Genomic DNA, 26413 nt, shown 5'->3' on the forward strand with positions numbered 1-26413 from the left:
TGTCATTTCTACCGGTAATTTCTGCTATAAAACTTACAGAGGAACCGGACCATCCATTCTCTCTCTCTCTCTTTCCAGGCATTAACGGAACCTAATACCTTTCTTCCTATTGTAAAATTGGAGAGATATGCTTCATTTTCTTTTTGATAAATAGCTTCCGGATTTTTAGCGGCATACCACTTTTCAATTGTATCTCCGGGGAGCTGCGCTATTTTCCAGTATTCTTTGTAATACCTCTTCTGTTCCCTAAAATTAATTGGCTTGTTGTTCAATTCCCGATGATATGTGGTCAATATAATTCCACTCATATCATCTGGATGCTGAATGCCATTCAATTGGAAAAAGGTTTTAAGCAGGCTGCTTCGCCAAAGGTTTTTCTCATTTCTTATATTCAGTCCTAGGCCAAAATGATGTTTTGAGGTGGCAACACCTTCAGGAGCTATCTTAAAATCATATTTCACCGTGTCATTCAGGTTTCGGTCGATCTCATTGATCGTGCTCCTTAGTCCGTAAGGAATATTCTTCTGCGAACATGAAATGAAGCTGAAAGAAAGGCATAGAATAAGGACAATTTTTCTCATATTTTCTTCAGCTTTCCGCCATCGGGCAGTTTGAATCGGCAGGACTCCCTAAACTCTCTTGTGTATAATTCCAACTAAAGGTCGCAGCATTTTCAAACATTTTCTTCAGGTTATTTCCTCTTATAGAAAGCTTTTGTTTCCTTTAAAAAGTATTCAGAAATTCCATTGTTGGAATGTTCAATTTGCAAGAAATCCACTGCCTGATTTTGATGATATTTTTCTGCTATAGGTCCTGCTTCGTTGGTGATCGACTTCATATCACCATCCATATCTATTGCGATCATGATATGAGGCTGGTCATTAGACTTATCCATTTTCACTGCTGCTAAATAAGCAGCTCTAACGGTTTTTTTCTCCCTAAAGAATTGCTTTAAAGCCTTAACAAGTGCAACAGGATATTCTGCCGGCTGACCTATCTGAACCTGAGTATCTTCCTCAATTTTGAATTCATTGGTTTCATTAAAGATCGAACCATTCAGCAATTTTTCAATTTCATTCGGAATCAATTCCTTTCCATAATCTGAATAGGGGTTGAGAATGAAGGTTGCTCCCCGTGCAATTTTAAATAGATCCTTTCCCTTTAAGGCCATAAAAGGCACTTCATCCTTAACTATTGCTTTATCAAAGATTCTATTTGTCGAAGTAAATATCGGGATCTTTCCATCTTCAAAGTTCACAAATTGCACTGTAGTGTTCTCTTCTAAAACATGGGTTCCCTCTTTATCATGCTTGGTGGTCAAGACTATTAGATCATTCCATAAAAGTTTCATGTAGAAATCCTTGCGTTTAGAGGAGTCTGTCGTAGCCTGCATCAATGTTTTCTCTAATTCATTTTCAGGAAAATTGCCTTCTGTTCTCTTTCTCCTGAATAGATCTAATAATCCCATTTTCTTCTATTTATAGTTGGGCTAAGCCTTATCCTTTTAAATTTTGATTATTTGGATCAAGACTTGCTAATAATTTCCGGGCCTTATCAAGGTCTGCTTCCTGTACTTTCAGGCGGATAGTGCTGAAAGTACCTCCAAAGAATCCGCCGAGATTTCCCGATTGGAGGTCATTTTGGATTATTGAAGGAATTTCTCCTCCCTCCAGAAGGTCTTTTACCCTTAGAACTTCGACTTCGGAACCTGAATAAAAATCTACGTAGTGGTTTGAACTGCTCATTGGATTATGGATTTAGTCATAGTCTTTATAAATTGTATATATCAAGCTCATCAAAATCAGGGATTCCGGAAAGCTTTATTTGATTATCAGCCTTTATTTTTCGCCGGGTTTCTTCAAATACTTCATCTTCATTCTCCGAATTTTGAGTAATATTTTTGAAAATAATTTTCTCTTGAGTCAGAAAATCAATACTGGTTTTGTACAAGACTACCGGTCCACGGTTTTCGCTGGATTCATAACCGGTTAATCTGAAATCTGATTGATCATATCTAAAGATATATTGCCAGTAACCATATCTCCCGTGACCATAATGGATCTTCAGGTTATTATTTTCAATAATGATCCATAGTTCTGGTGGGAATTAAACTCCGCCGTCCTCATTTTCGGAAGAAAAGCAGTTTAAATTTTCAGCAACTAATTCATAATGGTCTTCCTTATTAAAGAGCACGATGATCCCTCTCCTGTTACGGTCTACTTCTTCACCACGATCAATTATAACATTCTCTTTTTTCGTATTCTTTACGATCAGAACACTATCTTCAAGTCCGTCATTATTTAATTCTCCGGTATATTCCTTAAATAATGAGTAACCATCGGGTATGAAATGGGTGGTCTCCTTATTTTGAGCCTGTAAATAAGTGGAGCCCGGAAGTGACAATGCAGCTATTATATAATTGAGTGTCTCTCTCATTAATAAGTTCGGAAAAATCCCATCTTTAATTAAGTTTAATTCACCACGAACTTTATAGGAATGGCATAAAATATTTTTACCGGTTTATTATCTATATATGCCGGTTCAACGCGGGCAATAGATTTTACTGCTTTCGCAAAATGTTTTGCGATCTTAGTCTTCTCGAAATTTGCGTTAACATCCTGCACCTTTCCTTTTTCATCTATTGAGAAAGTGGTGTGAACTTTATACATACCCGGGGCCAGATTATGTTTTTGGAGATAAGAGGCGTTGATCTTACTCAAAATTTGCTCTGTGACTACCCGGGTAAAACAATCCTTTAGTTCCGGGTTGGAAGCATTTGGATCACAACCTCTTGCCACAGGAGATTTGTCCACTACTTTAATTTCCTCCGGAATATTATCCTGGGCAAAGGTTCCTGTGCAGATAAACAGCCCCAACAAAAACAAATAGATTTTTTTCATTAATATTTCTTTAACTAAAGCAATGTAAGAAAAATCCTTATGTGATTACGCAACATTATTCCTTACTTATACAGAGCTGGGTGAGTGCATTGTTTTTTCGGGTTATGCTGGTAAGTTGATCAATCTTGAATCCTGAATCATAAATTTTTAATCCCTCAGGAAAGCATCGCTATTTTCTTCAAAAATTTTCTTCGCAAAGGAGGGAACCTCATCAGGTAATTCAGAAGTTTAAAGACTGGTTTGATCATTTTACCTTTGCTCTTCAGGAGGATTCTGGTAAGAATGTGGGTAAACCGGTTGACTCCTTTTTCTATTTCTTTTCTTCTCTTATTGCTGTAGACTTCCAAAGGACCGGAATTATTGTTGGTCAGGGATTCTATTATAGCGGCGGTTAAGACAGGTACATCCTGAATTCCGGAATTCATTCCCTGTCCTCCCACCGGGCTGTTGAGATGGGCGGCATCTCCCGCCAGAACAACTCTTCCCTTAGTAAAATTTGAAGCTAACCTTCTATAAAGACTGAATTCACTCTTCCATACGAGTTCCCATTCTAACTGAGGAAAGAGGTGGTTCACAGAACGCTCACTTCTCTCCTGAAGTTCCATTTTATCTCTGTCGCTAAAGGGCATGATGATGCGCCACAAATTCTCTGAAATCTTTATTCCTATAGCCGGGCACTCTTTAGTACTAATTCTGGGAAAGGGGATCATCAAATCATCAGGAAATTTAATATCGGCCAGGGCGGCTTTAAAGGCATAGGTGGTTCCCGGGAAGGCAATTTGCATTTGTTCCCGTACCGTACTGTGGGCCCCATCGGCACCTACCACTATTTTTGCTGAATACTGCTTCTCTGCATTTTTTTGGTTTGCCGTTACATTTACCTTGTCTTTTTCCTGAATCACTTTTGAAACTTCACTTGAAAAAATAACAGTAGCAGAATGGAACTTTTTCAGCTTCTTAAGCAGGATTTCTTCTGTTTTGGATTGAGGAAGTAGCAATAGCTGTGGAAAAGGAGTGGAGCCACCAAGTTCTTTTATAGGAAGCCTTAATATGTTCAGGTTTTTGTCGGCATCAAAAATTTCCATTACCGGTAGTTCAATTGCAGCTTTCTGAAAATGATGAATGACTCCGAGTTCTGCCAGAATTTCCTGGGTTTTTGGCCAGAGGCTTGGTGCCCGCGAATATTCCGCAGTTGAAGCTTCCTTCTCTAAAAGGATCACCTTTTTTCCCTTTTGAGCAAGACTAATGCCCAGGCTTAAACCTACAGGGCCTGCGCCCACAATAAGAACATCATACGTGAGGTCGGTTTGCATTATTGATCCTTAAGCTGCAGCTGGATTGCGTTATCTCTCTAATTTACATTTTTTCTGAGAAACCTTCCGGAAACAAAAAAGGTGCTGCTTTCGCAACACCTTTCAAAAATAGCATTTTTGAGAGCCCTTATAAATCTATAGTCTGCACCCTGTCCGGGCCTACAGATACGATCTTAATGGGGATCTCCAGTTCTTTTTCTATAAATGCGATGTAATCTTTCAGCTCTTTTGGTAACTCGCTTGCAGAGGAAAGGCGTGTAAGGTCTTTTTCCCAGCCATCAAAATGAGTGTAAACCGGGGTTACATTTTCGGCTTCTATATTATACGGCAGGTGAGTGATCTCTTCTCCGCGATAGTTATATGCGGTACATACCTTAAGGGTTTTGAAGCCGCTTAAAACATCCGACTTCATCATGATCAATTGGGTCACACCGCTTACCTGTACTGCATACTTTAATGCTACCATATCCAGCCAGCCGCAGCGTCTTGGTCTTCCGGTCGTGGCGCCGAATTCATTGCCCACTCGCGCCATTCTTTCCCCGTCCTCATCAAAAAGTTCGGTAGGGAAGGGGCCGCTGCCTACCCGGGTAGTATAGGCTTTGAAAATCCCAAAAACATCTTTTATCTGATTTGGTGCAACTCCGAGTCCGGTGCAGGCTCCCGCCGCAGTGGTATTTGAGGAGGTAACAAATGGATAAGTTCCAAAATCAATGTCCAGCAAAGATCCCTGGGCACCTTCAGCAAGAATAGATTTACCGCTTTTTTGTGCCTGATACAGGTATTCTTCACTGTCAATGAACTGCAAGCTTCTAAGAGTTTCAATGGCAGCGAAAAACTCATTTTCAAGTTCTCTGAGATCATATTGCACATCTACGTTGTAGAAGCTTATCATTGCCTCATGCTTATCGGCAAGATTCCGGTATTTTTCTTTCCAGTCACTAAGTTCGAGGTCTCCCACGCGAATTCCGTTCCTGCCGGTTTTATCCATATAAGTGGGACCTATCCCTTTAAGAGTGGAACCAATTTTTGCCTTGCCTTTTGAAGCTTCACTTGCCGCATCGAGCAAGCGGTGAGTAGGCAGGATCAAATGTGCTTTTCTGGAAATTATAAGCTTGTCTATGTAATCGACTCCTGCTTTGGAAAGATTATCAAGCTCTTTTTTAAAGATGACAGGATCAATTACCACCCCGTTTCCAACCAGGTTAATAGTGTTGTCATGAAAGATGCCCGAAGGAATGGTATGAAGCACATGCTTCTTTCCATCAAAAACTAAGGTATGTCCGGCGTTTGGGCCTCCCTGGAAGCGGGCGATGACATCATATTTTTTGGTGAATACGTCTACTATTTTTCCTTTTCCTTCATCTCCCCATTGCAATCCAAGAAGTAAGTCTACTGCCATAAAAATTCAGGTTATTCGGTTGATTTTTTGTTTCCGTAAAAATATAAAGAATGATTACTGATCTCGATATTAAAAACTTCTTCAATAGTCTGTTTTATCGATTGAATTCGAGGATCACAGAACTCGATAACTTCCCCGGTGTCTGTAAGAATGATGTGGTCATGATTACGGTCGAAATATGATTTTTCATATTGCGCCTGATTGTTTCCAAACTGATGTTTGCGCACCAGTCCGCATTCCAGAAGAAGTTCTATAGTATTGTAAAGTGTGGCCCGGCTAACCCGGTATTTCTTATTTTTCATTTTGATATAAAGAGACTCAATATCAAAATGATCATCACTGTTGTAGATCTCCTGAAGGATAGCAAAACGCTCGGGCGTCTTGCGGTGTCCTTTGTCTTCCAGGTATTTTGTAAAAACATTCTTTACAACAGCCTGGTCGTTCTTATTGACTACTTTTTTGCTCATGATATGGGTGCAAAGGTATAAGATTATTCGCGTGACACCTTATCAATACCGTTTATTTTTTTAAGGTGTTCCATCAATTTTTTAAGTATGCTATTGTTCTTAACCACTACAGTAATGCGACCTGTAAAAACACCATCCTGACTGTCAAAATTTATGTTACGTATGTTGACGCTCATATTGTTTGAGATCTCCCGGGTCACATCATTCACCAATCCAATATTGTCAATTCCGGTAAGTTTAATTACAGCCTTGAATTCTTCCTGGCTGGAATCCCTCCATTTTGCCTGTATGATCCTGTAGGCAAAGTTGCTCTGTAGCTGGATTGCATTGGGACAGTCTTTTTTATGCACTTTTATCCCCTCACTCACTGTAATGAAACCAAAAACGCTATCCCCGGGTATAGGATTACAGCAATTGGCGAGCTTGTAATCAAGTACTTCCTCATCCCGGCCAAAGACAAGCTGGTCGTATTTGGCGGTGATCTCGTCTCTATCAATATCCTCTACGGTACCCTGTTTCCTGATCTTGCTCTTAAAAAAGCTAACCAGTGCATTACTCCGGGAGGCAGCGTAATCCTTCAGCTTCTGGTTATCAATAGTGCCTATTCCTACCCGGTAGAAGAGGTCAAGACTGGTTTTGAGTTTAAAGAAGATTACCAGCTCATTGATGGTCTTTTCGTTAAATGGTATTTTTTGAGCTCTCAGTTTTCGGGTAAGGATAGCTTTACCTTCTTCGGCAATAGTTTTCTTCTCCTCTCTCAAAGAGGATTTAATTTTCGCCCGGGCCCTTGCCGTAGTAGCATAGTCCAGCCAGTTTGAATTTGGTTTGGCTTTTTCTGAAGTAATGATCTCTACCTGGTCTCCGCTGTTTAAGGTAGTGCTTAATGGCACAAGTTTTCCATTGACCCTGGCACCCCGTGTACGCAGACCTACCTCTGTGTGAATGCTGAAGGCAAAGTCCAGCGGAGTCGCACCTTTCGGCAAGGATTTTAACTCCCCCTGCGGTGTAAAAACAAAGATCTCTTTCGAATACAGGTTAAGTTTAAACTGCTCGACAAAATCTACTGCGTTCACCTCTGCATTTTCAAGTGCTTCCTGAAGTTTGTTTACCCATTCCTCCAGCCCGTCTTCCTGATTGCTCCCCTGTTTGTACTTGTAATGTGCGGCATAGCCTTTTTCAGCAATCTCATTCATTCGCTCACTGCGTATCTGTACTTCCACCCAGCGGCCTTTAGGTCCCATTACAGTGATGTGAAGGGCCTCGTATCCTGTTGATTTGGGAGAAGAGATCCAGTCCCGCAGGCGGGTAGGATTTGGTCTAAAGTGATCTGTTACTATGGAATAAATTTTCCATGCCAGAAACTTTTCATTGGCAGGATCTGATTTATAGATGATCCTCACCGCAAATTTATCGTACACCTCGTCGAACGTGACATTCTGATTCTTCATCTTGCGACGAATGGAATAGATGGATTTTGGCCGACCCTTGATAGTGTACTGCATCTGTTCCCTGTCCAGGGAATCCTGGATCACCCTGGTGAATTCCTCAATATACTTATCCTGTTCTTCCTTGCTTTCCCTTATTTTTTTCAGGATCTCGTCATATACATCCGGTTCGGTGTATTTGAGACCCATGTCCTCAAGTTCGGTTTTAATGTTGTAGAGCCCAATCCGGTGGGCAAGGGGAGCGTAGATATAAAGTGTTTCTGAAGCGATCTTCTCCTGCTTATCTGTCCGCATGGAATCCATGGTCTGCATGTTGTGCAGGCGGTCGGCAATTTTAATAATGATCACCCGTACATCATCATTGAGCGTGAGCAGCATCTTCCTGAAGTTCTCTGCCTGTAGGGAAACATCTTTGTCATGCTCCAGGTGGGAGATCTTTGTTAGTCCGTCCACAATACGTGCTACGGTATCGCCAAAAAGCTGCTGAATGTCTTCAAGAGAATAACGGGTGTCTTCCACCACATCGTGAAGCAGGGCAGCAGCGATAGAAGTTGCGTCCAGTCCAATCTCTGAAGCCACGATCTTGGCCACAGCAATAGGATGGAAGATATAGGCTTCGCCCGACTTGCGACGCTGATCCTTATGAGCATCGACGGCAATATCAAAAGCCTTACGAATAAGTTTCTTATCCTCATCGGTAAGCGTCTGGTAACTTATTCGCAGGAGTTCCTTGTATTGGTGAGCAATCTCCTTATTTTCTTTTTCTATAGCAGCTTCCGTCATCATGATCTAAAAATACAATTAAGATTGAAATTGGGCAATATAATTAAGCCCGCAGGTTCCTGAAACGTTTATACAGCGGCGGGTGAGAATAATGAACGAAGACATAAGCAGGATGCGGGGTAAGATTGCTCAAACTATTCTTTGACAGCTTCTTTAATCCGGATATCAAAGGCTGTGCCTTATAAGTGTTTTTGGCAAAATTATCTGCCTGGTATTCAAACTTCCGGGAGAGGTAGTTCATGATAATACCTGTTAATTCAGAAATAGGGCTGTAGAGAATTCCGAAGGCAACCAGTCCTATGTGAAATCCCGGTTGTTCTACGCCCAGTGCTTCGGAAAGCAACGGGTTTCCCACAAAAAGAGACAGGATCCAGAGCATAAAACCGGTAGTGAGAATGCTAATGATGAGATTGATGATGATGTGTTTCTTTTTGTAATGCCCCACCTCGTGCGCCAGGACCGCCACAATTTCTTCATCTTCCAGATCATTAATGAGAGTGTCATAAAGGGTGACTCTTTTTTCACTTCCAAAGCCAGAAAAATAAGCATTGGCCTTAGTACTCCTTTTGGAGCCGTCGATTACGAAGATCTTATCAAGGGTAAAACCTTCTTTTTGTGCATAGGTTTCAATTTTTTCCCGCAGGGGACCTTCGGCCAAAGGAGTTTGTTTATTAAACAAGGGAACAATAAGTTTTGCGTAAAACATATTGAGAAAGATGCTGAATACTGCCACCAGGATCCACGCGTACCACCAGAAGTCATCTCCCGCGAGTTGGTAGAACCAAACGATAAGTGCAAGAATGCCGCCGCCCAGCAGTATCATCATGCCCCAGCCCTTGAATTTATCTAAAATAAAGGTTTTGGGAGTGGTTTTATTAAAGCCGAATTCCTCCTCAATGACAAAGGTGTGGTACCAGGAAAATGGCAGAGACAGCAAATCACTGGCCAGCATAATGATCCCGAAGAAAATTAGAGCGATGACTATGGCATTATCTGAAACCGATCTGGCAATATTATCCACAAAATCAAATCCGTCCAAAAAAAGGAACAGCAGTAAAACAACAACTGAAAAAGTTGAAGATATGATCCCGAACCTGTAATTGACTTTTTTATACCGTTGAGATTTCCTGTATTCCTCTTCATCAAACACATCCTGAAGGGAATCCGGCACCGGATCATTATAATGTTTGGCATTAAGTGCATCCAGGATTTTATCCACCAGAAAGTCAATAATTATAATGCCGACAATGATGTAAAAGAGAGTATTTGCAGTCAATTTTTTTGTTTTGGGGCTAATATAAGCAGAATCGGGGGGAAGTTAGAAGGTAGATTTTAGAAGTTCATTCTGGTCTTCAGTGCTTAGTGATCAGAAAATTTTTGCCGCGAATTCACCAATGATTTTTTAGATTTTTATCGAAAGGAGTTCCCTCCTCCGGAGTGGTATCTCGGAATGTTTCATCGATTTCCTCCCCTCCTCCGGAGGGGTGCCTGTAAGGCGGGGTGGGAGATAAGTGTTCAATGCTCAGTGAAAGAGATTCCTCCTTCGTCGGAATGACAGAGGGTGAGACGAACTTTCCAAAGTTCCGAACTTAAGAAAAGTTGACCTTCAACCTTGAATTTTAAATCTTGAATTCTGAATTGCGCCGCAGGCGCTGCCTTTTCGCCTCAAAGATCAGAATTCCTGCAGCGACTGAAACATTCATGGAATCGATCTCTCCTTCCATGGGAATGATGACATTTTTGGTAGTGTTTTGCAGCCATTCTTCACTTAAACCCGTGGCTTCGGTGCCGACCACAATTGCGGAACCTTCTGTGAAATCTACTGTGTGATAAGGAACTGAGGCCTGTAATGCAGCTCCAAAAATGGCAATTTTTCGCTGCTTTAAAAATGAAATAATTTCCGTTGTAGTTCCCGTAGCAATGTTATTAGTAAATAAACAACCAACACTGCTGCGAATGATATTGGGGTTGAACATGTCGGTTCTTGGATTCGCAATAAATACAGCATCTACAGCAGCCGCATCGGCAGTTCGAAGTAAAGCACCAATGTTTCCGGGTTTTTCAGGAGCTTCGGCTACAAGAATTAGCGGATTTTCATTTTTCAGTTTAATTTTATCAAGGCTCAGTTCCCTGGCAGCGATTACAGCAATCACACCTTCGGTGCTTCCGCGATAGGCGATCTTCTCATAAACTTCAGGGGAGAGTGCAATGATTTCGGTAGAAGGGGAAACCAGTTCTTCAGCTTTTTCAGCAGGAAATAACTCAGGGTTAAAATAGAGTTCCCGCACTTCATACCCACCCTTGATGGCTAAACCAATCTCGCGTACGCCCTCGACTACAAAGACATTCTCTTTCTTACGGGCTCTTGCCTTTTCCTGTAGCTGAAGCAGTCTCTTAACCGCCTGATTTTGCAGACTGCTGATGAATTTTTGCATACCGTAAAGATAAAAAACTTCGGGATGGTAAAACCGGTTGTAATAAGGAAGCTGCTCCCAATTACTATTTGTTAAAAAAATGTCGTAAATTAACTGGAAAAGAGACAGATGGAAATTAATTACAATAAAGGAAATCAACTTTCAATAAAAAGTTCTTTCCGAATTCTCAGCTTTATTTTTGCGGCTATCCTGATAAGCGCGTGCAGTAAGAAAGTCACATTTCCGGTTTCGGAAGTTGTGCCGGCAGCCGAAGCCGTTGTGAAAATTGATAAGGACTCCAATAAAAATTACGAGATCGAACTGGAAGTCAGTAATCTTGCAGAGGCGGAAAGGCTGACTCCGGCCCGCAAACACTATGTTGTATGGTTGGTAACAAAAAAGCATGGAACGATCAACATTGGCAACCTAAATGTCTCCCGAAAGAATAACGCAAAGATCACGACCGGCACTCCTTATGAACCTATAAGGATTTTTGTTACCGCCGAGGATGACCCGAGCCCTGTGCTCCCCTCCACCCAGGTGGTGCTTAATTCAGGTGAATTTAAGGTATAAAAAAAGCTGTCCCGGAAAAATATTTTTTCCCGGGACAGCCTTTCAAAAATGAAATTTCCGGCAGGTTATATTTTCTCCTCCTGTCCGTATTTATCTGTGTATCGTTTTGCCAGCTGAGTCTGGTGACTTTCCAAACTTATTTCCCGGCCCTGGATGAAAGCCTGAGAGATCTTGTTGGTCCTCATGTCAAGAGCGTCTCCCTCACTAATGAACAGGGTAGCATCCTTACCGGTTTCCAATGATCCCAGACTGTCGTCGATGCCGAGGATTTTTGCGGTGTTTAGTGTGATCATTTGCAGGGCTTCCTCCTTACTGGCCCCGTAAGCTGTAACCGTACCTGCGTAAAAAGGTAAATTACGGCTGTTCATCCTTTCCATGCTTCCGCTGGATTCAAGTCCAACTAATATTCCTTTTTGGTGAAGCAGGTAAGCCATCTTGTATGGCAGGTCGTAATGGCTATCCTCGTGGTTGGGCCTGCTGTGTACTCTTCCAACCAGAATTGGCACATTGGCAGCCTTTACCTGATCGGCAATTTTATAGGCACTGTAAGCTCCTACCAAAACGACGTGTTCAAGGTCATGATCCCTTTTGAATTGCAAAATGTCCATGAGTTCCTTTTCTCCGTCGGCGTGAATGTAAATTTTTTGTTTTCCGTCAAAGACATTTTGCATTGCCATAAATGGCAGATTAGCAATTTCCTGTGGACCTGCCAGGTAGGCCCTGGCGTTGCTGAAAAATTCAGAAACAGTACGTATATCTTTTTCATAATCATCATTGGGCTTTACTCCCGGGTCTTCACCGGCCCACCAACGACCTCTGCGAACGCTGTTCGGCCAGTTGATATGTATTCCGTCATCCTCTCTTAAAACGGCATCTTCCCAGTTCCATGCATCAAACTGTACTATGGAAGAAGTACCTGAAATCCTGCCACCACGCGGGGTGATCTGGCCTACCAGGACCCCGTTAGGACGCATACTTTCTACCACCTGGCTTTCTGCATTGTAAGCTATAATACTTCTAACGTGAGGCAGTAGTTCTCCCAATTCATCCTCATCATCAGATTGCTTTACAGCATCTATCTCCACCAGTCCTAAAGTGGAATTCGGAGAAATGAATCCGGGGTAAACGTGCTTTCCTTTGGCGTCTATAATAGTTCCGGGATACTGCCTTTTTGTGGAGTTGGCATCTGTAACCGTAGTGATCTTTCCGTTTTCAAAAATGATAAGACTGTTCTCGATTACTTCGCCGTTACCAATATGGGCCGTGGCTCCGACTATAGTGACAGCCCGGGATTGTTCGGGTGCCGGGGTTTGCTGTGCAATTGTGGTCCCTGTAAGAAAAAGCAGGACCGGCAATATAATTAGGTTTATAATTTTCATAGAGTCTGTTTTATAGGGTGTCACAATGCATTTCTTCCTTCTTTGTTTCCTTCACTGCCTGCGTCTTTAGGCCATTGTTCTTAGCCTTGAGCATTTGTGTGGCCAGCAGGTTCTTTTGCTTTTCTACTTCCTCACGCAGTTCCCGGTCTCTCTCGATATCAAAATAAACAACCCCTTCTATTAAAGTTTTTTCCGGTTTTGCATAAACTGAAAGCGGGTTTGCTGTCCAAAGTACAAGATCGGCATCCTTTCCTTCTTTTATACTTCCCACACGATCATCTATGTGAAGCAGTTTCGCCGGATTTATAGTTACAAACTTCCAGGCTTCCTCTTCAGAAATATCACCGTATTTTACACTTTTTGCCGCCTCCTGGTTGAGTCTGCGGCTCATTTCGGCGTCATCACTGTTAATTGCAACAGTCACTCCCGCGTTGTGCATAATAGCGGCATTTTGTGGGATAGCATCCTTCACTTCATACTTGTACGCCCACCAGTCAGAGAAGGTAGAACCTCCGGCTCCATGTTCAGCCATTTTATCGGCCACCTTATAGCCTTCCAGAATGTGAGTGAAGGTGTTGATCTTGAATCCGTATTGTTCTGCAATCTTCATCAGCATGTTGATCTCACTCTGTACATAAGAGTGGGCAGTGATATGACGTTCGCCATTAAGGATCTCGAGCAGAGTTTCCATTTCTATATCCTTACGGAAGGGTTTTCCGCTTTTCTTCAGAGATTCGTATTCTTTAGCGCGGGTAAAGTAATCTACAAATACCTGCTCCACACCCATACGTGTCTGCGGAAATCTTGAATTACTGCTCCAGTTAGCCTGTTTTACATTCTCCCCAAGCGCGAACTTTATGAATTTGGGAGAATTGCTAAAGATCATTTCATCAGGAGAAGCACCCCACTTCATTTTTAGAATTGCCGACTGTCCTCCAATAGGGTTGGCAGAACCATGCAGCAACTGCATAGTTGTAACGCCCCCTGCGAGGTTACGGTAAACTCCGATATCATCGGGATCTACGACATCTTCCATACGCACTTCGGCAGAAGAATTGTGACCGGCCTCATTAACTGCAGAAGCTGCAAGGTGCGAGTGCTCATCAATAATTCCGGCCGTAAGGTGTTTCCCCGTAGCATCAATTTCAGTTGCCCCGCGTGCGCTAAGGTTCTTTCCTACCTGCGCGATCTTTCCGTTGCGAACGAGTACATCTGTATTCTCCAGGATACCGGCGTCTTCACTGGTCCATACTGTGGCATTTTTAAATAAAATGTTCTGTTGCTTCGGAAGTCTTTCAAAGCCGTACCCCATGTTTGGGAAAGTCACCGGGAGCACTTCGGGATGTTCATCTTCTTTTTTCTTTTTATCTTCTGAAGCTTCCGCAGTCCTTGTTGCAGTAAATGTGGTTTCTGTACCATCGCCTAAAATGGCTTTTCCGCTGAAGCTTTTTGGATCTTCGGGAACTTTGGCACTTAGGCGGGTATATTCTGCTTTTGTGGTATCGGGTGCTGAAAGCAGGATGTTTAACCAGTTGCTTTTATAGTTCAGCTTAGAGCCGATTTTATTGTTGTTCAGCTTCACTTCGGCCTTAGGCTTGGTAGCTTCTCCGCTTATCTTGACTTCATAGGTGTTGCCGGCAACGTTGACATCATAGGTGCCGTTAATACTTACAAGATTTATATCCTCAATTACAGATCTTTTTCCCTGTACCCAGTTCTCATAAATTGTTGTTTCCTTATCAAAGTAATCTCCCGAGGTGATGAGGAAATTGGCCCAGGCGCCTTCTTTTAAAGTTCCGAGCTGATTCTCTTTTCCTATTATTTTTGCGGGAACAGTGGTTAAAGCGGCAAGTGCCGATTTTTTATCCAGTCCGTACTCCACAGCCTTAATAAGATTCTCGCGGAAATTTTTCTCAGCGTCCTGGGAAGTGATGCTGAAAGGAATACTCTTTTCGGCCATCATCTTGAGATTTGCAGGAGCCTGATTCCACTCCTTCATATCAGCAAGGCTGGCATAACTCGCTATATATGGGTCTTCCATGTCAAATGGGGCGGGGAAATTCACCGGAACAACAAAAGTGGCATTAGTAGCCTTAATAGCGTCTAGTCTTTCGAATTCTTTCCCGCTTCCTACTATGACATATTGTACGCCGAATTCATCTCCTATCTTATCTGCACGGAGTTCATCCAGCAGGTTATCTGTCTTAAAGATCTGTAACAGGTTTTTATTTTGATTGAAGGCCTGTAGGGCCAGATCTTTTGTCTGCGAATTACCTTTAGCATACCAGTCGGCATCCAGGTAGGTTTGTCTGAGCAATGCCATGGCTCCCATTTTGGAGGAAGGATAAACTTGCCTGGATTTTGCACTTTTATCAAAAGAAAGAAACTGAGCAGATCTTTCATCCAGGATACGATCTCCTTCAGTCCCTTGAGAATTAAGGGCAACCAGCATTCCGGTCCCTCTCACAATTCCGTCGGGCATGTGGGTATTTACCACGCCAAAACCAAGTTTTCGCAGTTTTTCGGCTTCGCTGTCACTGTATTTAAAACTCTCCAGGGCAGCAGTTTCAGGCCTTATGTGATCATTCCAGTAGTAGCCTTCACGATCGGCATCATACTGTGGATTTCCACTATAGGGGCTTCCGTTCTGACCTTTTGGTTTTTCTATCCCGAAGTTGGAGTAGAGATCAATAAAGGAAGGATAAATGGTTTTGCCCTTAAGATCTACAACTACGGCATTCGCCGGTACCTTGATGTTCTTGCCTACTGCAGTCACCTTGCCGTTGCGAACAGCGAGCATTCCGCCGTTGATCACGTTTGAAGGATCTACATGAATATTGGCATTTTTGAATACCGTGAAATTGGTATTGACCTCTGCCTTTACGGCATCATTTTTAGGAAAGTATTCCTGCGCCTGCAGTCCGGTTACGGCACTAAACAGCAGGCAAAATAAAAATCTGATTCTCATAAAATAGTTTAGGATTGGAATTTTGAGCCGGTAAGATAACAAAAAATTAAAAACGGCAAAGCCTTACATTCTTCCCCTGCTTTTGTGATAATTCACCAGGAGAGCCACCACATAGCTGTAGCTACGCATACCTTCGGGCTGATTGTTTGCTACAAGAAAAGAATTATAGGTATAGAGAAAAAGAGGTTCAAAAGGATTGGCATGGCTTTCCCAGAATTCCCTTACCTCTCTGTAATTAAGAATAATTCCATAATTGATCGTCTTCATCAAATCGGCTGTAAGTTCTTCATCTCTTCTGGAAAGCTCACTTAAACAGTAGCTAAGAGCAAAGGTATAACCCGAATACCTGAAATATTTATCAGGATGATTCATGGTCGTAAGACAGGCTAGAAAATTAGCTTCATTTTCTTTTGCAAACCCCAGCTGGTGACCAATTTCATGACTTGCAGTGGTCGGGATCTTATAGGGTACGATCTGAGTATTTACCTGCCCCTCGTTCGTCAGCGGATTTAGATACCCGTTAAATCCCATATAAGTGAGCGGAATGCTGTAGAGGGATCTTTTAACACTCGGAATATTGTAGTCTAATTCTGGAAAATCATCTTCTATGGTTTTGTAACCTTCTACGGAAAAATTCAGTAATTCTGTTTTAGAGTAGGGGATGTCCACCTTAACCGAATCATTTCGGGTGATCAGGAAGTGAATGTCATTGGAGGTGGCAATCAGGTCTCTTGTCAATTCAATAAGCTCTTCGGTGGTGTAGTCATTATCAATTTCCAGAGCTTCATGGAGGGGAAGCCGGTAATAATTAAAGCCCCAAAAAAGGTTGAAGCAGGCATAGATAAGGGAAAGAGTCGCAAAGGCATTTATGATCCATTGTTTTGGATTCCGGAAGCGCTGATTAATTCTGAGAACGATCCATCTTATCAACATGATCACCAGGAAAGCATACAGGAAATCTCCCAGTGAAAAAGGTAAGAACCCGAGGCCTCTCCTGAGTAAGGCAGAGGTATAGGGGTAGATCCCGTTGCTATACCACTCCTCAACAAAATACGGATACCGGCTCAGGATCTTAATAAAGATCACCTGAACCGGAAGCAATAATGCCAGAATGACTGCAACTTTCTTTTTCACCACTCAAAAATAGGATTTTTTGGATGATAGTAGTGAGAAGTTAGTATTGAGTAGTGAGAATTTTTCCTGTTGCCTGTTGCCGGTTTCCTGTTGCCGGTTTCCTGTTGCCGGTTACCGGTTACCGGTTACCGGTTGCGTGTTTGCGGGATGCGAGTTGACGTGGTTTTACGTACACCGTAAAGGGAAAACTTTTATATAGAAATCGGAACTCGGTGAGATGCCACGAATTCACGAATCATTATGTAAAAATTTATAGTCCTCTGTCCTCTGTCCTCTGTCCTCTTTCCACTTAAACAAAAGCCAATAGCTAAGCTAAAAGCCAATGGCCATAAATGAATATTCGTGTTTTCGTGGCCAAGAAGGAAACTCCGATTTCTTTCTATCTTTGTTTTCAAACTTAAATACCATCAAAATGAATGAAGAAATAAGAGCTTTAGAACCCAAGCCACTTTGGAATAAATTTGCCGATCTCAATGCGGTACCAAGGCCTTCCAAAAAGGAGGAAAGAGTGATAGAGTTCATTAAGAACTTTGGGAATCAGCTTGGGCTTGAGACAGAAGTTGATGAAGTGGGCAATGTGATCATCAGGAAACCTGCCACCCCGGGGATGGAGAACAAAAAAGCAGTTGTGCTGCAGTCACACCTGGATATGGTACACCAAAAGAACAATGATGTAGATTTTGATTTTGAGAATCAGGGGATCGAGATGTATGTGGACGGCGACTGGGTAAAAGCAAGAGGTACCACCCTTGGGGCCGATAACGGATTGGGAGTAGCGACCATGATGGCTATTCTTGAGAGCACGGATATTGAACATCCTGCACTGGAGGCACTTTTCACCATAGACGAGGAAACGGGAATGACCGGTGCCATGGGATTAAAACCAGGCTTGCTCAATGGAGACATCCTTCTCAACCTCGACACCGAAGAAGATAACGAAATAGGAATTGGCTGCGCCGGGGGTGTAGACATAACTGCATCCAGAACCTATAAGGAAGAACCTACACCTGCCGATATAATCGCATATAAGGTTGTGGTAAAAGGTCTGCAGGGAGGACATTCCGGAATGGATATCATCAAAGGTCTTGGTAATGCCAATAAGCTGATGAACCGCATCCTTTTTGGAGGCTATGAGAACTTCGGAATGAGAATTTCTGAGATCAACGGCGGCGGACTTCGAAATGCGATCCCGAGGGAAAGTGAAGCTGTTGTGGTGGTGGAGAAAATTCAGAAAGAGGATTTTTCGGCCGAAATGGGTAAACTCATTCAGGATATTCAGCAGGAATATAAGTCGCTCGAACCGAAGCTGCATATCGAGATCTCAGAAGTTGATGCCGTGGAAAAGGTAATGGAGCTGGGAGTGCAGGAGCTGCTTGTGAAGGCACTATATGCCGTTCCAAATGGAGTCTACAGAATGAGTCCGGACATTGAAGGATTGGTAGAAACCTCAAATAATGTCGCCCGTGTAAGTGTCAAAAATGGTAAAATAGAGGTGCTTTGTCTCACCAGATCTTCTGTAGAATCCTCTAAAATTGACCTGGCGAACAGCATTCGCTCCGGATTTGAACTTGCAGGCTTTGAAGTGGAGCTTTCGGGGGCATATCCAGGCTGGGCTCCAAACATGGATTCTCCTATCCTAAAGGTCCTGGATGAATTGTACCGGAAAATGAATACCGATGAACCGGATATCGCAGCCTGCCATGCCGGACTCGAATGCGGGATCCTCGGAAAAAATTATCCCGAAATGGATATGATCTCCTTTGGGCCTACCATTCGCGGTGCACATTCGCCAGATGAAAGAGCAAGTATCTCGTCTGCTCAGAAATACTGGAAATTTGTGCTTGAAGTATTAAAGAATATTCCCGAGAAGAAATAATGTTTTTAAAAGCATAAAAAAAGCCCTTCCAAAAATGTCATTTTTGGAAGGGCTTTTAATTTGTACTAAGCTGTTGCTTATTTGATATCCACCAGCTCTACTTCAAAAATAAGATCTGATGATGGTGGAATTACCGGTGGGTAACCACGCTCGCCGTAACCTAGATGAGAAGGGATGTAAAGCACAGCTTTATCTCCCACCTGCATTTGTTGAATTCCTTCTTTAAAGCCGGGAATCATTGGAGCTTCAGGGCTGTAGAGCACCTCCATAGGTGAATAACCTCCCATTTCCTGTCTTCTTGGATTTAATATTCCTGCTTCTTCAGCAACTTCTTCAATATTAGTATCGAAGATCTCCCCGGAAGCAAGATATCCGCGGTAGTTTACCAGAACGGTATCTCTTGATGTTGGCTGCGGGCCATCTCCTTCTTCCAGATAGACCATTTGAAGTCCGCTTTCAAGCTCTTTTGCATCAGCTTTTAATTCTTCGTAACGTTGCTTACTGGCTTCTACCTGCTCTGCCATTTGACGTTCCTTCGCTTCAGCTTCTTCTTTAAATTCCTGTAACTCGCGGGAGAGCACTTCCGGAGCTTTAAAATCTTTGGCGTCGCTACCTTTGCGAATAATTTTCACCTCCTGCATCACCACTTCTTCAACGGGACGATCTGTTGGATCTGTCTCAACCTGTCCAATTGCTTCCACCACATCCATTCCTTTTACTACTTCTCCAAAAACCGTATGAAGACCATTTAACCACGGAGTTTCTTTAAGGGTTATAAAAAACTGACTTCCGTTGGTGTTAGGACCCGAATTGGCCATAGAAAGTATTCCTTTTGAATCATGAGTTAGAGTGTCTACAATCTCATTTGGAAATTTGTAACCGGGACTTCCGCTTCCTGTTCCCTGAGGATCTCCTCCCTGGATCATGAAATCTTTAATTACCCTGTGAAAAACAAGGCCATCATAAAAAGGTTTGTCCCTGTACTGCTCTTCCGCCATTGTGCTGTTTCCCTCGGCAAGGGATACGAAACTGGCAACGGTCATAGGAGTTGCCTCGTAAAAAAGTTCGGCTATAAAAGTGCCTTTGTTGGTCTTGAATTCGGCATACATTCCATCTTCAAGTTCCGGGTATTCTTCATTGCATGCTGTAAAAGCAAAAAGAACACTGAATAAAAATAAAAAACTGATTTTCTTCATTTGAATTTTAATTGTTTGGGTTGTTATTGTCTTCATTGTCTTCGGTAATTTCCATCAGGGTGACTTTGGAGATCACAGGAACATCAGATCCTATGCGCTTCTTATCTCCGTAATAACCGAATGCCTTGTGAGATGGGAACAAAAATGTTACTGTTTCTCCTTCTCTCATGAGTTTAAGACCTTCCCGCAATCCGCTGAACAGCTGTTCCTGGTCCATGGTATAAGTTCGGGGAGCGATCTCCTCATCTGTATAAATATTTTTACCGTCGAGGGTTTGCAAACTGTAATCAAACTTTACAATATCCCCAAATTCCGGAGTTTTGGTAGTGGTCGTATCTTTTTTATTGTAATAGTACCAGAAGCCATTGGGCGATGAGATATAGTCATTTGCAGAATCGTTCTCGATGATCTTCTGGATCTGAGCTTCTTCTTCGGCTACGATCTTCTTATTGCGTTCTACAGATTGATTAATATAAGAACCCGATTTTTGAGTAACCGGTCTTCTGGCTTCGGGAGACTTGCAGGAGAAAAGCAGCAGTCCCGACAGCAGCATGATAAGTTTCATTTTCATAGTGCCAGACTTGTTTTATAATCGGGCAAGATACTAATAAATTTCTCAACTGTTTCTGCCAGAGAGAGATCACTTTTGCCTCCCGCAGCGTTTACATGACCCCCTCCTCCAAAGTGTCTTCGGGAAAAATCATTGACAGAAAAGGTGCCTTTTGAGCGGAAGGAGATCTTTACGATCTTATCTGCTTTATGTTCTATAAAAATGGCGGCAAATACGATTCCTTTCAGCGAAAGACCATAATTCACAAAACCTTCTGTGTCTCCTTTTCTAAAGTTATGTCTGTCCAGCTCTTCCTGAGAAAGCGTAATAAATGCTGTACGCAATCCTTCCACAACTCTTAAATTCTGAAGCGCACAACCCAATAACTGAAGCTGGCCATAGGAACTGGTATCGAATACATTTTCGTGAATACTAGTATTATCGGCTCCTTTTTCAATAAGATCGGCTACCACTCTATGAGTAAGGCTGGTCGTGGATCTATACCTGAAAGATCCGGTATCGGTCATGATGCCGGTGTAAAGACAGGTGGCGATCTGAGGCGTGATCTTGTCAGCCAAACCAATGTTCTCTATAAAATGATAAACCATTTGTGCGGTAGAACACATCGTCACATCACTGTAGGTTACAACCGCATAATCGTCCGGTTGCTGGTGGTGATCGATCATTATAAAATCGGCAGTAGCATTTTTAAGAGGTTCATACATATCTCCCGTGCGGGAGAGGCTGTTGAAGTCGAGAGTGAAAATGACATCAGCTTCAGCAATATGAGAAGAGCATTTTTGGGGATCCTGTTCAAAGATCAAAACTTCCTCCTGGTAGGGTAACCATTTAAGAAAATCCGGATAATCATTGGGAGCAATCAGCTGTACGTGATGTTCCAGTTCTTCAAGGAGGATCTTAAGTGCAAGGGTGGAACCCATTGCATCCCCGTCGGGGCCTTTATGAGGAACGATCACGATCTTTTTTTCCGGAGATAGTAATTCTTTTACCCGGGAAATATCTTCATTTGTCATAGAGGGCGAAGATACCGAATATTTGAAGATCCAAAAAACAATTCTAAACCTTCCAAAAAGGGCATTTTTAGGAGATCTTTCCGACTTCGGAAGCTTTATAAGCTCCAATTCGTTGGAAATGCTATTGTTTTGATTATTTTTGCAGCCAAATTAAAAATTGATGTAATGGCAGGAAACAGAACTTTCACCATGATTAAGCCCGATGCAGTTGAAAACGGACACATTGGAGCTATTTTAGAGCAGATCACTGCTTCAGGATTCAGGATTGTCGCACTGAAGCTTACGCAAATGACGCGTAACGATGCAGAGCGTTTCTATGAGATCCATAAAGAGCGTCCATTCTTCGGGGAACTGGTTGAATTCATGAGCCGCGGACCAATTGTAGCTGCTATTCTTGAAAAAGAAAATGCAGTTGAAGATTTTAGAACCCTTATCGGCGCAACAAATCCAGAAGATGCTGCCGAAGGTACTATCAGAAAGAAATACGCTACTTCTATCGGCGAGAACGCCGTTCACGGAAGTGACAGTGATGAAAATGCAGAAATAGAAGGAGCTTTCCACTTCGCTGGAAGGGAGATGTTCTAAGGTATTTTTAATATTAAAAGAATCAAGATCGCTGCGCCTGCCTACCGGCAGGCAGGCTTCTAGAGCCAAGAATCAAGATTTTTTTCTTATAACCTGAGAAAGAATAATTGAATTACCCTAAGAGGGAAGAGGATCAAAAATCTTCTCCGATACTAATACCACCTTTAAAAACCACCTTTTTCGGGTGGTTTTTTTGTTGCTTTTATATTGCTGAAAAAACTTCAGGTGCTTCTGAAGCAATTAAGGACGATGCCAGGCTAACCGAATTAATATCCAGATGGTCGTTCCAGGTTGCCGCCTGCCGGTGTTCGCTGTTTAACCAGAATTCCTCAATTTCTGAAGCTAAATAAAAATAGTCGGTTAAACCTTCTGAAGCAGAGGTGTCAAAAATGGCATTTTCAGAGGCCTTTGCAACGTGAAGTCCGAGTGATAGTCCGCACTCTCTGAAGGCCAGACGACGGTTAGGATTTTGATCCTTTCCAAACCCGTGTAGACCTCTAAGGCTGTTCATACTTTCTCTGAAAAGCTTTCCTGCCTGAACCGAAGCCGGTAAATGCATTCCGAAAGACTCCAACTCTGCCGCACGGGCTGCATTGAGCAGGAGTCCGCCAATTCCCAAAGCATCTGTGGTAGTCCAGCTTTTGCCACGGCACATGATCCTGAATTTTTCGATCAAAGTTTCCACTTCTTTATCCTCCTCAAAAATGGCATTTTTGAGGCTCATTCCACACAGCAAACCTTCAAGAGGATCATGTGCTCCCATGCTGGGCACTAAAGGACTGGAAAGTTGCGTGTCCATTTTCCAGTACATCGCCAGGCCATTGCCAATGCCGTATATAAATTTATCGGTCGCAAGGAACAGATCGCGGGCATGTAAAAGATAATTCTGATCTTTTGTTTCTTTATGGGCCTGGAGCAAAGTATTCATCCACCGGCTGAGGTAATGAAAATACTGCCCGTCCCGCTCCCATTCCAGTCGGGAGTTGTAAGATTCATGCTCCTGCCTTTCCGGAAGTTTTTTTCCTATTCGCAATCCCGCCACTGTAGGTTGTAAGCTTCCTGAATCATTGTCGAGTCCGCTTATCCATCCTTCCCGGCTGTCCCGCGGATGGAATTTTCCCAGGTGTTCGTGTACTAAATCTATTAACCGAATGGCTTGCTGCCGGTATTTTTCCTCCCTGAGTGCGTGGGACAGACCAAAAAAAGCCTGCACTGCAAAAGCATCTGTCCACAGATAACGCCGGGCAGGATCACCCTGTTCATCGATTAAACCGGTGCGGCCCGCAAAGGCATCCATAAGCTGTCGGGCCCGATTAAGATATGTACTATTTTCCATAGCTGCCGCCTTTGTCAGCCCTTCCGGTCATCGGTACAAATCTCACAGGGAGCAGGGTCTTTTCTTCAAATTCGTCTTCGCCTGTCTTATATAGTAACACTAATTTCTGATTCAAACGGCCCACCGGCGCCAGCAGTCGGCCGCCGATCTTTAACTGATCCTTCAGAGGTTTGGGAATAGATGGTGGTGCTGCTGTGAGAAGTATGGCATCAAAAGGAGCTTCTTCTTTCCATCCCGAATATCCATCGCCGTGTTTGGTAGTAATGTTGTCATAATTTGTTTTCGCCAGATTTTCTTTAGCAAGATCAGCCAGCCATTCGATGATCTCCACACTATACACCTTGTTAACCAGCCTGGAAACCACGGCAGCATTATATCCACATCCGGTTCCAACTTCCAACACCTTTTCATCCTTTTGTAAGTGCAATTGTTCGGCCATATAAGCGACTATGTACGGCTGACTAATAGTTTGATCTTTCCCAATGGGAAGAGGCCTGTCCTCATATACCTTGTCCTGGTATTCGTCTGGGACAAAAAGGGAACGGTCTACTTCCTCCATTGCCTGTAATACCCCGGCATCTGAAATTCCGCGACCTTTCAGTTGAAATTCGATCATATCTTTCTTCGTACTCATATCATCATTTTAAATATTTGATCAATAATAAGTTACGGAAAATTGAGCTTTTTTGAAAGAAAGGGGGGAGTTAATTCGTTAATCGGGGAATAGTCAATTGGTTAATTCGTTAATTCGGGATTCGAATTCGGGATTCGTTAATTCGGGATTCGTTAAATCAGGAATCGGGAAAGGTTAATCGGGATTGGTTAATTGGGGATTGGTTAATTGGGGATTGGTTAATTGGGGATTCGCTAATTCGGGAATCGTTAATTCGGAAAACAGGAAACGGGAAACGGAAAACCGTTAATTGGGGATTGGTTAATTGGTGATTGGTTAATTCGGAAAAAGAATTCAGGAAATAGGAACCAGAAACAGGAAACGGGAAACAGTAATGGAGACTGGTTAAGTTGTTAGTAGTTAATTGGAAGAACTGGTCGAGAATAAGGTGTGCAATGGATTCAGAGACCTCTCGACTTCGCTTGAGGTGACATTGAACTGTGTGAGGAAATAGGACACGAAACTGCCCCTGGAAGAGACAGGATCTTGCTTGGAATTTGGTGCTTGGAATTTGGTGCTTTCAGCGCAGAATCAGCTTTGTGATCAGTTCCCTTCCAAGTTCCTCATTCAGCATTCTTATGATCTTTTCTTTGCCGTAGCTCAATTCTTCGCGCAGGACAGAAGAACTTAGCTGCACATAAAGAGTATCCCGGTCAAGCTTTATGGAGGTGGTGTATTTTTCTATTGCAGGCCCCATCTGGCTGTTCCAAACCTCCCGCACATGAACTTTATCAAGGCCTTTTTGAAGCTTGTTGTCGCTCACAAATTCCTTGAGGGCTTCGCTTATGCTTATGTGGTCGTTAATTCTCTTCGCCATAGTTGCCGGAATAGGGGGTAAAACGTTTATAGGTGTAGATGATCCCATCGGAGTTGAGGATCACCAGTTCATCTTCTTCGGAAGAAATTATTGTTTCCTTCCACTCTGCATAGGGAGTTGAATAGTACAAATTAATACTGTCATTTTCAACTTTAATGTTGAAAATCTCCACATCATCTGAAGATATAAAGCTACCATCCAGCTGTGGTCTAACTTTGGTGCGGAATCCGGCAGAACTATCCACTTTTATATAATCCACAAGTTCAGAAAAACGGAATTCCTTGGAGATACCTTCAGGCAGATCGGCTTGTTTGATCTCCCAATAACCGTTGAGGTTTTCCGTTTGCTCCTCCGGGCTTTGGGTGTTGCAGCTTAACAGAAGCATTCCGAAGATAAAAAGTAGCACTATTTTTTTCACAGGTTGAACATTTTATAGGTTTGTCCGGTTTCCTTCACCACCTTTTCTGTACGATCTCCATGGGTATCACTTATGAACAGCTGTCCCAACTCATCTGTAGCCACGAGATCCACGATATGTGCAACCCGGTTTTCATCCAGTTTGTCAAAAATATCATCCATGAGCAGGATGGGGGAGACTTTACTCAAATCTTTAATGAAATCAAACTGAGCAAGCTTCAGAGAGATCAAAAATGATTTTTGCTGCCCCTGGGATCCGAATTTCTTAATTGGATGACCTTCAATTTCAAAGATCAGATCATCCTTGTGAGTCCCTACACCGGTGTACTGCAGGGCCATATCTTTTTGCAGGCCGTCCTCCAGCTGTTTTCTGAAATCTCCCTCTTCCAGCTGACTTTTGTAGGTAATGGAAACTTTTTCCCTGCCGTTACTTATGATCTCATAACGCTTCTGAAAGATGGGTATAAAAGTGTCAAGGAATTCTTTTCTCTTTCGGTAAAGGAAATTTCCCAGATCCTCCAGTTGCATGTCATAAATAGAAAGTGTTTCACGATCAAAGCTGTTATTGGCCGCAAAGTATTTTAAAAGGGAATTTCTCTGTGCCAGGATCCTCCCGTAGTCAATGAGGTTGTTCAGGTATTTGCTGTCACTCTGAGAGATCACCCCATCAATAAATTTTCTGCGGGTTTCACTGCCTTCTATGATAAGGTCACGATCTGCAGGGGAAATGATCACAGTGGGAATAAAGCCAATATGTTCACTAAACCTTTCGTAGGGTTTATTATTCCGCTTAATTACCTTTTTCTGGCCTCTTTTGGCGCTCACCACGATTTGTTCCTCCCGGTCTTTTTTCTCAAAAATTCCCTCGATTACAAAAAAGTCGGCATCGTGGTTAATGTTTTGACTGGTGATGGGGTTAAAATAACTTTTTCCGAAGGAAAGGTGATAAATACTGTCGAGTACGTTCGTTTTGCCTTTCCCGTTATTACCTACCAGGCAGTTGATTTTGGGATCAAAATCAAATTCGGCCGATGAGAAATTTTTATAATTTAATAAGGAAAGACTTTTGAGAAACATAAAAAACTGTAATTCAGCAAGGTATGAACAGGAATGGGTTTAACCTTCAGGATGTGCAAATTAGCATAAATAAACAA

General features: G+C 42.6%; 26 protein-coding genes. 3 read left to right on the forward strand and 23 right to left on the reverse strand.

Annotated features, from left to right (window positions below):
• Positions 1-8: 8 nt before the first annotated feature.
• The 12 genes from G564_RS18765 to G564_RS0106890 form a co-directional block, all read right to left on the reverse strand.
• A complete protein-coding gene (locus G564_RS18765) occupies positions 9-581 on the reverse strand; it encodes a DUF6794 domain-containing protein (RefSeq protein ID WP_037373645.1) in 573 nt (190 codons plus the stop codon).
• A gap of 110 nt (positions 582-691) precedes the next feature.
• Positions 692-1468 (reverse strand): enhanced serine sensitivity protein SseB C-terminal domain-containing protein, encoded by a 777-nt coding sequence (locus G564_RS19855; RefSeq protein ID WP_051205348.1) that lies wholly within the window; start codon positions 1466-1468, stop codon positions 692-694.
• A gap of 28 nt (positions 1469-1496) precedes the next feature.
• Entirely contained in the window at positions 1497-1745 is a 249-nt protein-coding gene (locus G564_RS18775; protein ID WP_037373647.1) for a putative signal transducing protein, read from the reverse strand.
• A gap of 25 nt (positions 1746-1770) precedes the next feature.
• Positions 1771-1950 carry a hypothetical protein gene (locus tag G564_RS20695; RefSeq protein WP_245583669.1) on the reverse strand — a complete coding sequence of 60 codons (180 nt, stop codon included), beginning with the start codon at positions 1948-1950 and terminating at the stop codon, positions 1771-1773.
• A gap of 156 nt (positions 1951-2106) precedes the next feature.
• The gene (locus tag G564_RS20700; protein WP_245583670.1) at positions 2107-2436 is read right to left on the reverse strand and encodes a hypothetical protein; all 330 of its coding nucleotides are present in this window, start codon (positions 2434-2436) and stop codon (positions 2107-2109) included.
• Between the two features lie 35 nt (positions 2437-2471).
• On the reverse strand, positions 2472-2900 hold the full coding sequence (locus G564_RS0106860; protein WP_029037003.1) for a hypothetical protein: 429 nt from the start codon (positions 2898-2900) through the stop codon (positions 2472-2474).
• Positions 2901-3055: 155 nt separating this feature from the next.
• Positions 3056-4213 carry an FAD-dependent oxidoreductase gene (locus tag G564_RS0106865; RefSeq protein WP_029037004.1) on the reverse strand — a complete coding sequence of 386 codons (1158 nt, stop codon included), beginning with the start codon at positions 4211-4213 and terminating at the stop codon, positions 3056-3058.
• Positions 4214-4340: 127 nt separating this feature from the next.
• Entirely contained in the window at positions 4341-5612 is a 1272-nt protein-coding gene (locus tag G564_RS0106870) for an adenylosuccinate synthase (protein WP_029037005.1), read from the reverse strand.
• A gap of 11 nt (positions 5613-5623) precedes the next feature.
• The gene (locus G564_RS0106875) at positions 5624-6079 is read right to left on the reverse strand and encodes a Fur family transcriptional regulator (RefSeq protein WP_029037006.1); all 456 of its coding nucleotides are present in this window, start codon (positions 6077-6079) and stop codon (positions 5624-5626) included.
• Between the two features lie 23 nt (positions 6080-6102).
• Complete coding sequence (locus tag G564_RS0106880) at positions 6103-8307, reverse strand: RelA/SpoT family protein (RefSeq protein WP_029037007.1); 2205 nt, start codon at positions 8305-8307, stop codon at positions 6103-6105.
• Positions 8308-8350: 43 nt separating this feature from the next.
• Positions 8351-9583: a M48 family metallopeptidase gene (locus G564_RS0106885; protein WP_029037008.1), complete on the reverse strand. Its 1233-nt coding sequence runs from the start codon at positions 9581-9583 to the stop codon at positions 8351-8353.
• A 343-nt stretch (positions 9584-9926) separates the two neighbouring features.
• Positions 9927-10742, reverse strand: a complete 816-nt coding sequence (locus G564_RS0106890; RefSeq protein WP_029037009.1) for a TrmH family RNA methyltransferase — start codon at positions 10740-10742, stop codon at positions 9927-9929.
• 108 nt (positions 10743-10850) lie between these two features.
• Here G564_RS0106890 and G564_RS18785 point away from each other — a divergent pair, with 108 nt between their 5' ends.
• Positions 10851-11294: a hypothetical protein gene (locus G564_RS18785; protein ID WP_051205349.1), complete on the forward strand. Its 444-nt coding sequence runs from the start codon at positions 10851-10853 to the stop codon at positions 11292-11294.
• 65 nt (positions 11295-11359) lie between these two features.
• On the opposite strand, the gene G564_RS0106900 is transcribed toward G564_RS18785, so the two are convergent.
• The 3 genes from G564_RS0106900 to G564_RS0106910 form a co-directional block, all read right to left on the reverse strand.
• Entirely contained in the window at positions 11360-12673 is a 1314-nt protein-coding gene (locus G564_RS0106900; protein WP_029037011.1) for an amidohydrolase family protein, read from the reverse strand.
• A gap of 10 nt (positions 12674-12683) precedes the next feature.
• Positions 12684-15641, reverse strand: coding sequence for an amidohydrolase family protein (locus tag G564_RS0106905; RefSeq protein WP_029037012.1), 2958 nt, complete (start codon positions 15639-15641; stop codon positions 12684-12686).
• A gap of 63 nt (positions 15642-15704) precedes the next feature.
• Positions 15705-16775 carry a DUF3810 domain-containing protein gene (locus G564_RS0106910; RefSeq protein ID WP_037373665.1) on the reverse strand — a complete coding sequence of 357 codons (1071 nt, stop codon included), beginning with the start codon at positions 16773-16775 and terminating at the stop codon, positions 15705-15707.
• A gap of 412 nt (positions 16776-17187) precedes the next feature.
• Here G564_RS0106910 and G564_RS0106915 point away from each other — a divergent pair, with 412 nt between their 5' ends.
• Positions 17188-18651, forward strand: a complete 1464-nt coding sequence (locus G564_RS0106915; RefSeq protein WP_029037014.1) for an aminoacyl-histidine dipeptidase — start codon at positions 17188-17190, stop codon at positions 18649-18651.
• A 77-nt stretch (positions 18652-18728) separates the two neighbouring features.
• On the opposite strand, the gene G564_RS0106920 is transcribed toward G564_RS0106915, so the two are convergent.
• The 3 genes from G564_RS0106920 to G564_RS0106930 are packed head-to-tail and all read right to left on the reverse strand — an operon-like array spanning position 18729 to position 21431.
• The gene (locus G564_RS0106920; RefSeq protein ID WP_029037015.1) at positions 18729-19847 is read right to left on the reverse strand and encodes a peptidylprolyl isomerase; all 1119 of its coding nucleotides are present in this window, start codon (positions 19845-19847) and stop codon (positions 18729-18731) included.
• Positions 19848-19854: 7 nt separating this feature from the next.
• On the reverse strand, positions 19855-20418 hold the full coding sequence (gene gldI, locus G564_RS0106925) for a gliding motility-associated peptidyl-prolyl isomerase GldI (protein ID WP_029037016.1): 564 nt from the start codon (positions 20416-20418) through the stop codon (positions 19855-19857).
• On the reverse strand, positions 20415-21431 hold the full coding sequence (locus G564_RS0106930) for a DHH family phosphoesterase (protein WP_029037017.1): 1017 nt from the start codon (positions 21429-21431) through the stop codon (positions 20415-20417). The genes gldI and G564_RS0106930 overlap by 4 nt, the downstream gene beginning before the upstream one ends.
• Before the next feature lie 165 nt (positions 21432-21596).
• Here G564_RS0106930 and G564_RS0106935 point away from each other — a divergent pair, with 165 nt between their 5' ends.
• The gene (locus G564_RS0106935; RefSeq protein WP_029037018.1) at positions 21597-22016 is read left to right on the forward strand and encodes a nucleoside-diphosphate kinase; all 420 of its coding nucleotides are present in this window, start codon (positions 21597-21599) and stop codon (positions 22014-22016) included.
• Positions 22017-22218: 202 nt separating this feature from the next.
• On the opposite strand, the gene G564_RS18790 is transcribed toward G564_RS0106935, so the two are convergent.
• The 5 genes from G564_RS18790 to recF form a co-directional block, all read right to left on the reverse strand.
• Positions 22219-23352, reverse strand: coding sequence for a hypothetical protein (locus G564_RS18790; RefSeq protein WP_156879196.1), 1134 nt, complete (start codon positions 23350-23352; stop codon positions 22219-22221).
• Positions 23342-23986 (reverse strand): protein-L-isoaspartate(D-aspartate) O-methyltransferase, encoded by a 645-nt coding sequence (locus G564_RS0106945; protein ID WP_029037019.1) that lies wholly within the window; start codon positions 23984-23986, stop codon positions 23342-23344. Before G564_RS0106945 ends, G564_RS18790 begins: the two co-directional genes overlap by 11 nt.
• Before the next feature lie 559 nt (positions 23987-24545).
• Positions 24546-24842 (reverse strand): DUF721 domain-containing protein, encoded by a 297-nt coding sequence (locus G564_RS0106950; protein ID WP_029037020.1) that lies wholly within the window; start codon positions 24840-24842, stop codon positions 24546-24548.
• Positions 24826-25260 (reverse strand): hypothetical protein, encoded by a 435-nt coding sequence (locus G564_RS0106955; protein WP_029037021.1) that lies wholly within the window; start codon positions 25258-25260, stop codon positions 24826-24828. Before G564_RS0106955 ends, G564_RS0106950 begins: the two co-directional genes overlap by 17 nt.
• Positions 25257-26336, reverse strand: a complete 1080-nt coding sequence (gene recF / locus G564_RS0106960) for a DNA replication/repair protein RecF (protein WP_029037022.1) — start codon at positions 26334-26336, stop codon at positions 25257-25259. Before recF ends, G564_RS0106955 begins: the two co-directional genes overlap by 4 nt.
• Positions 26337-26413 lie beyond the last annotated feature (77 nt).

The organism is Salinimicrobium xinjiangense DSM 19287 (assembly GCF_000423585.1).
In the GTDB taxonomy this organism is placed as follows: Bacteria; Bacteroidota; Bacteroidia; order Flavobacteriales; family Flavobacteriaceae; genus Salinimicrobium; species Salinimicrobium xinjiangense.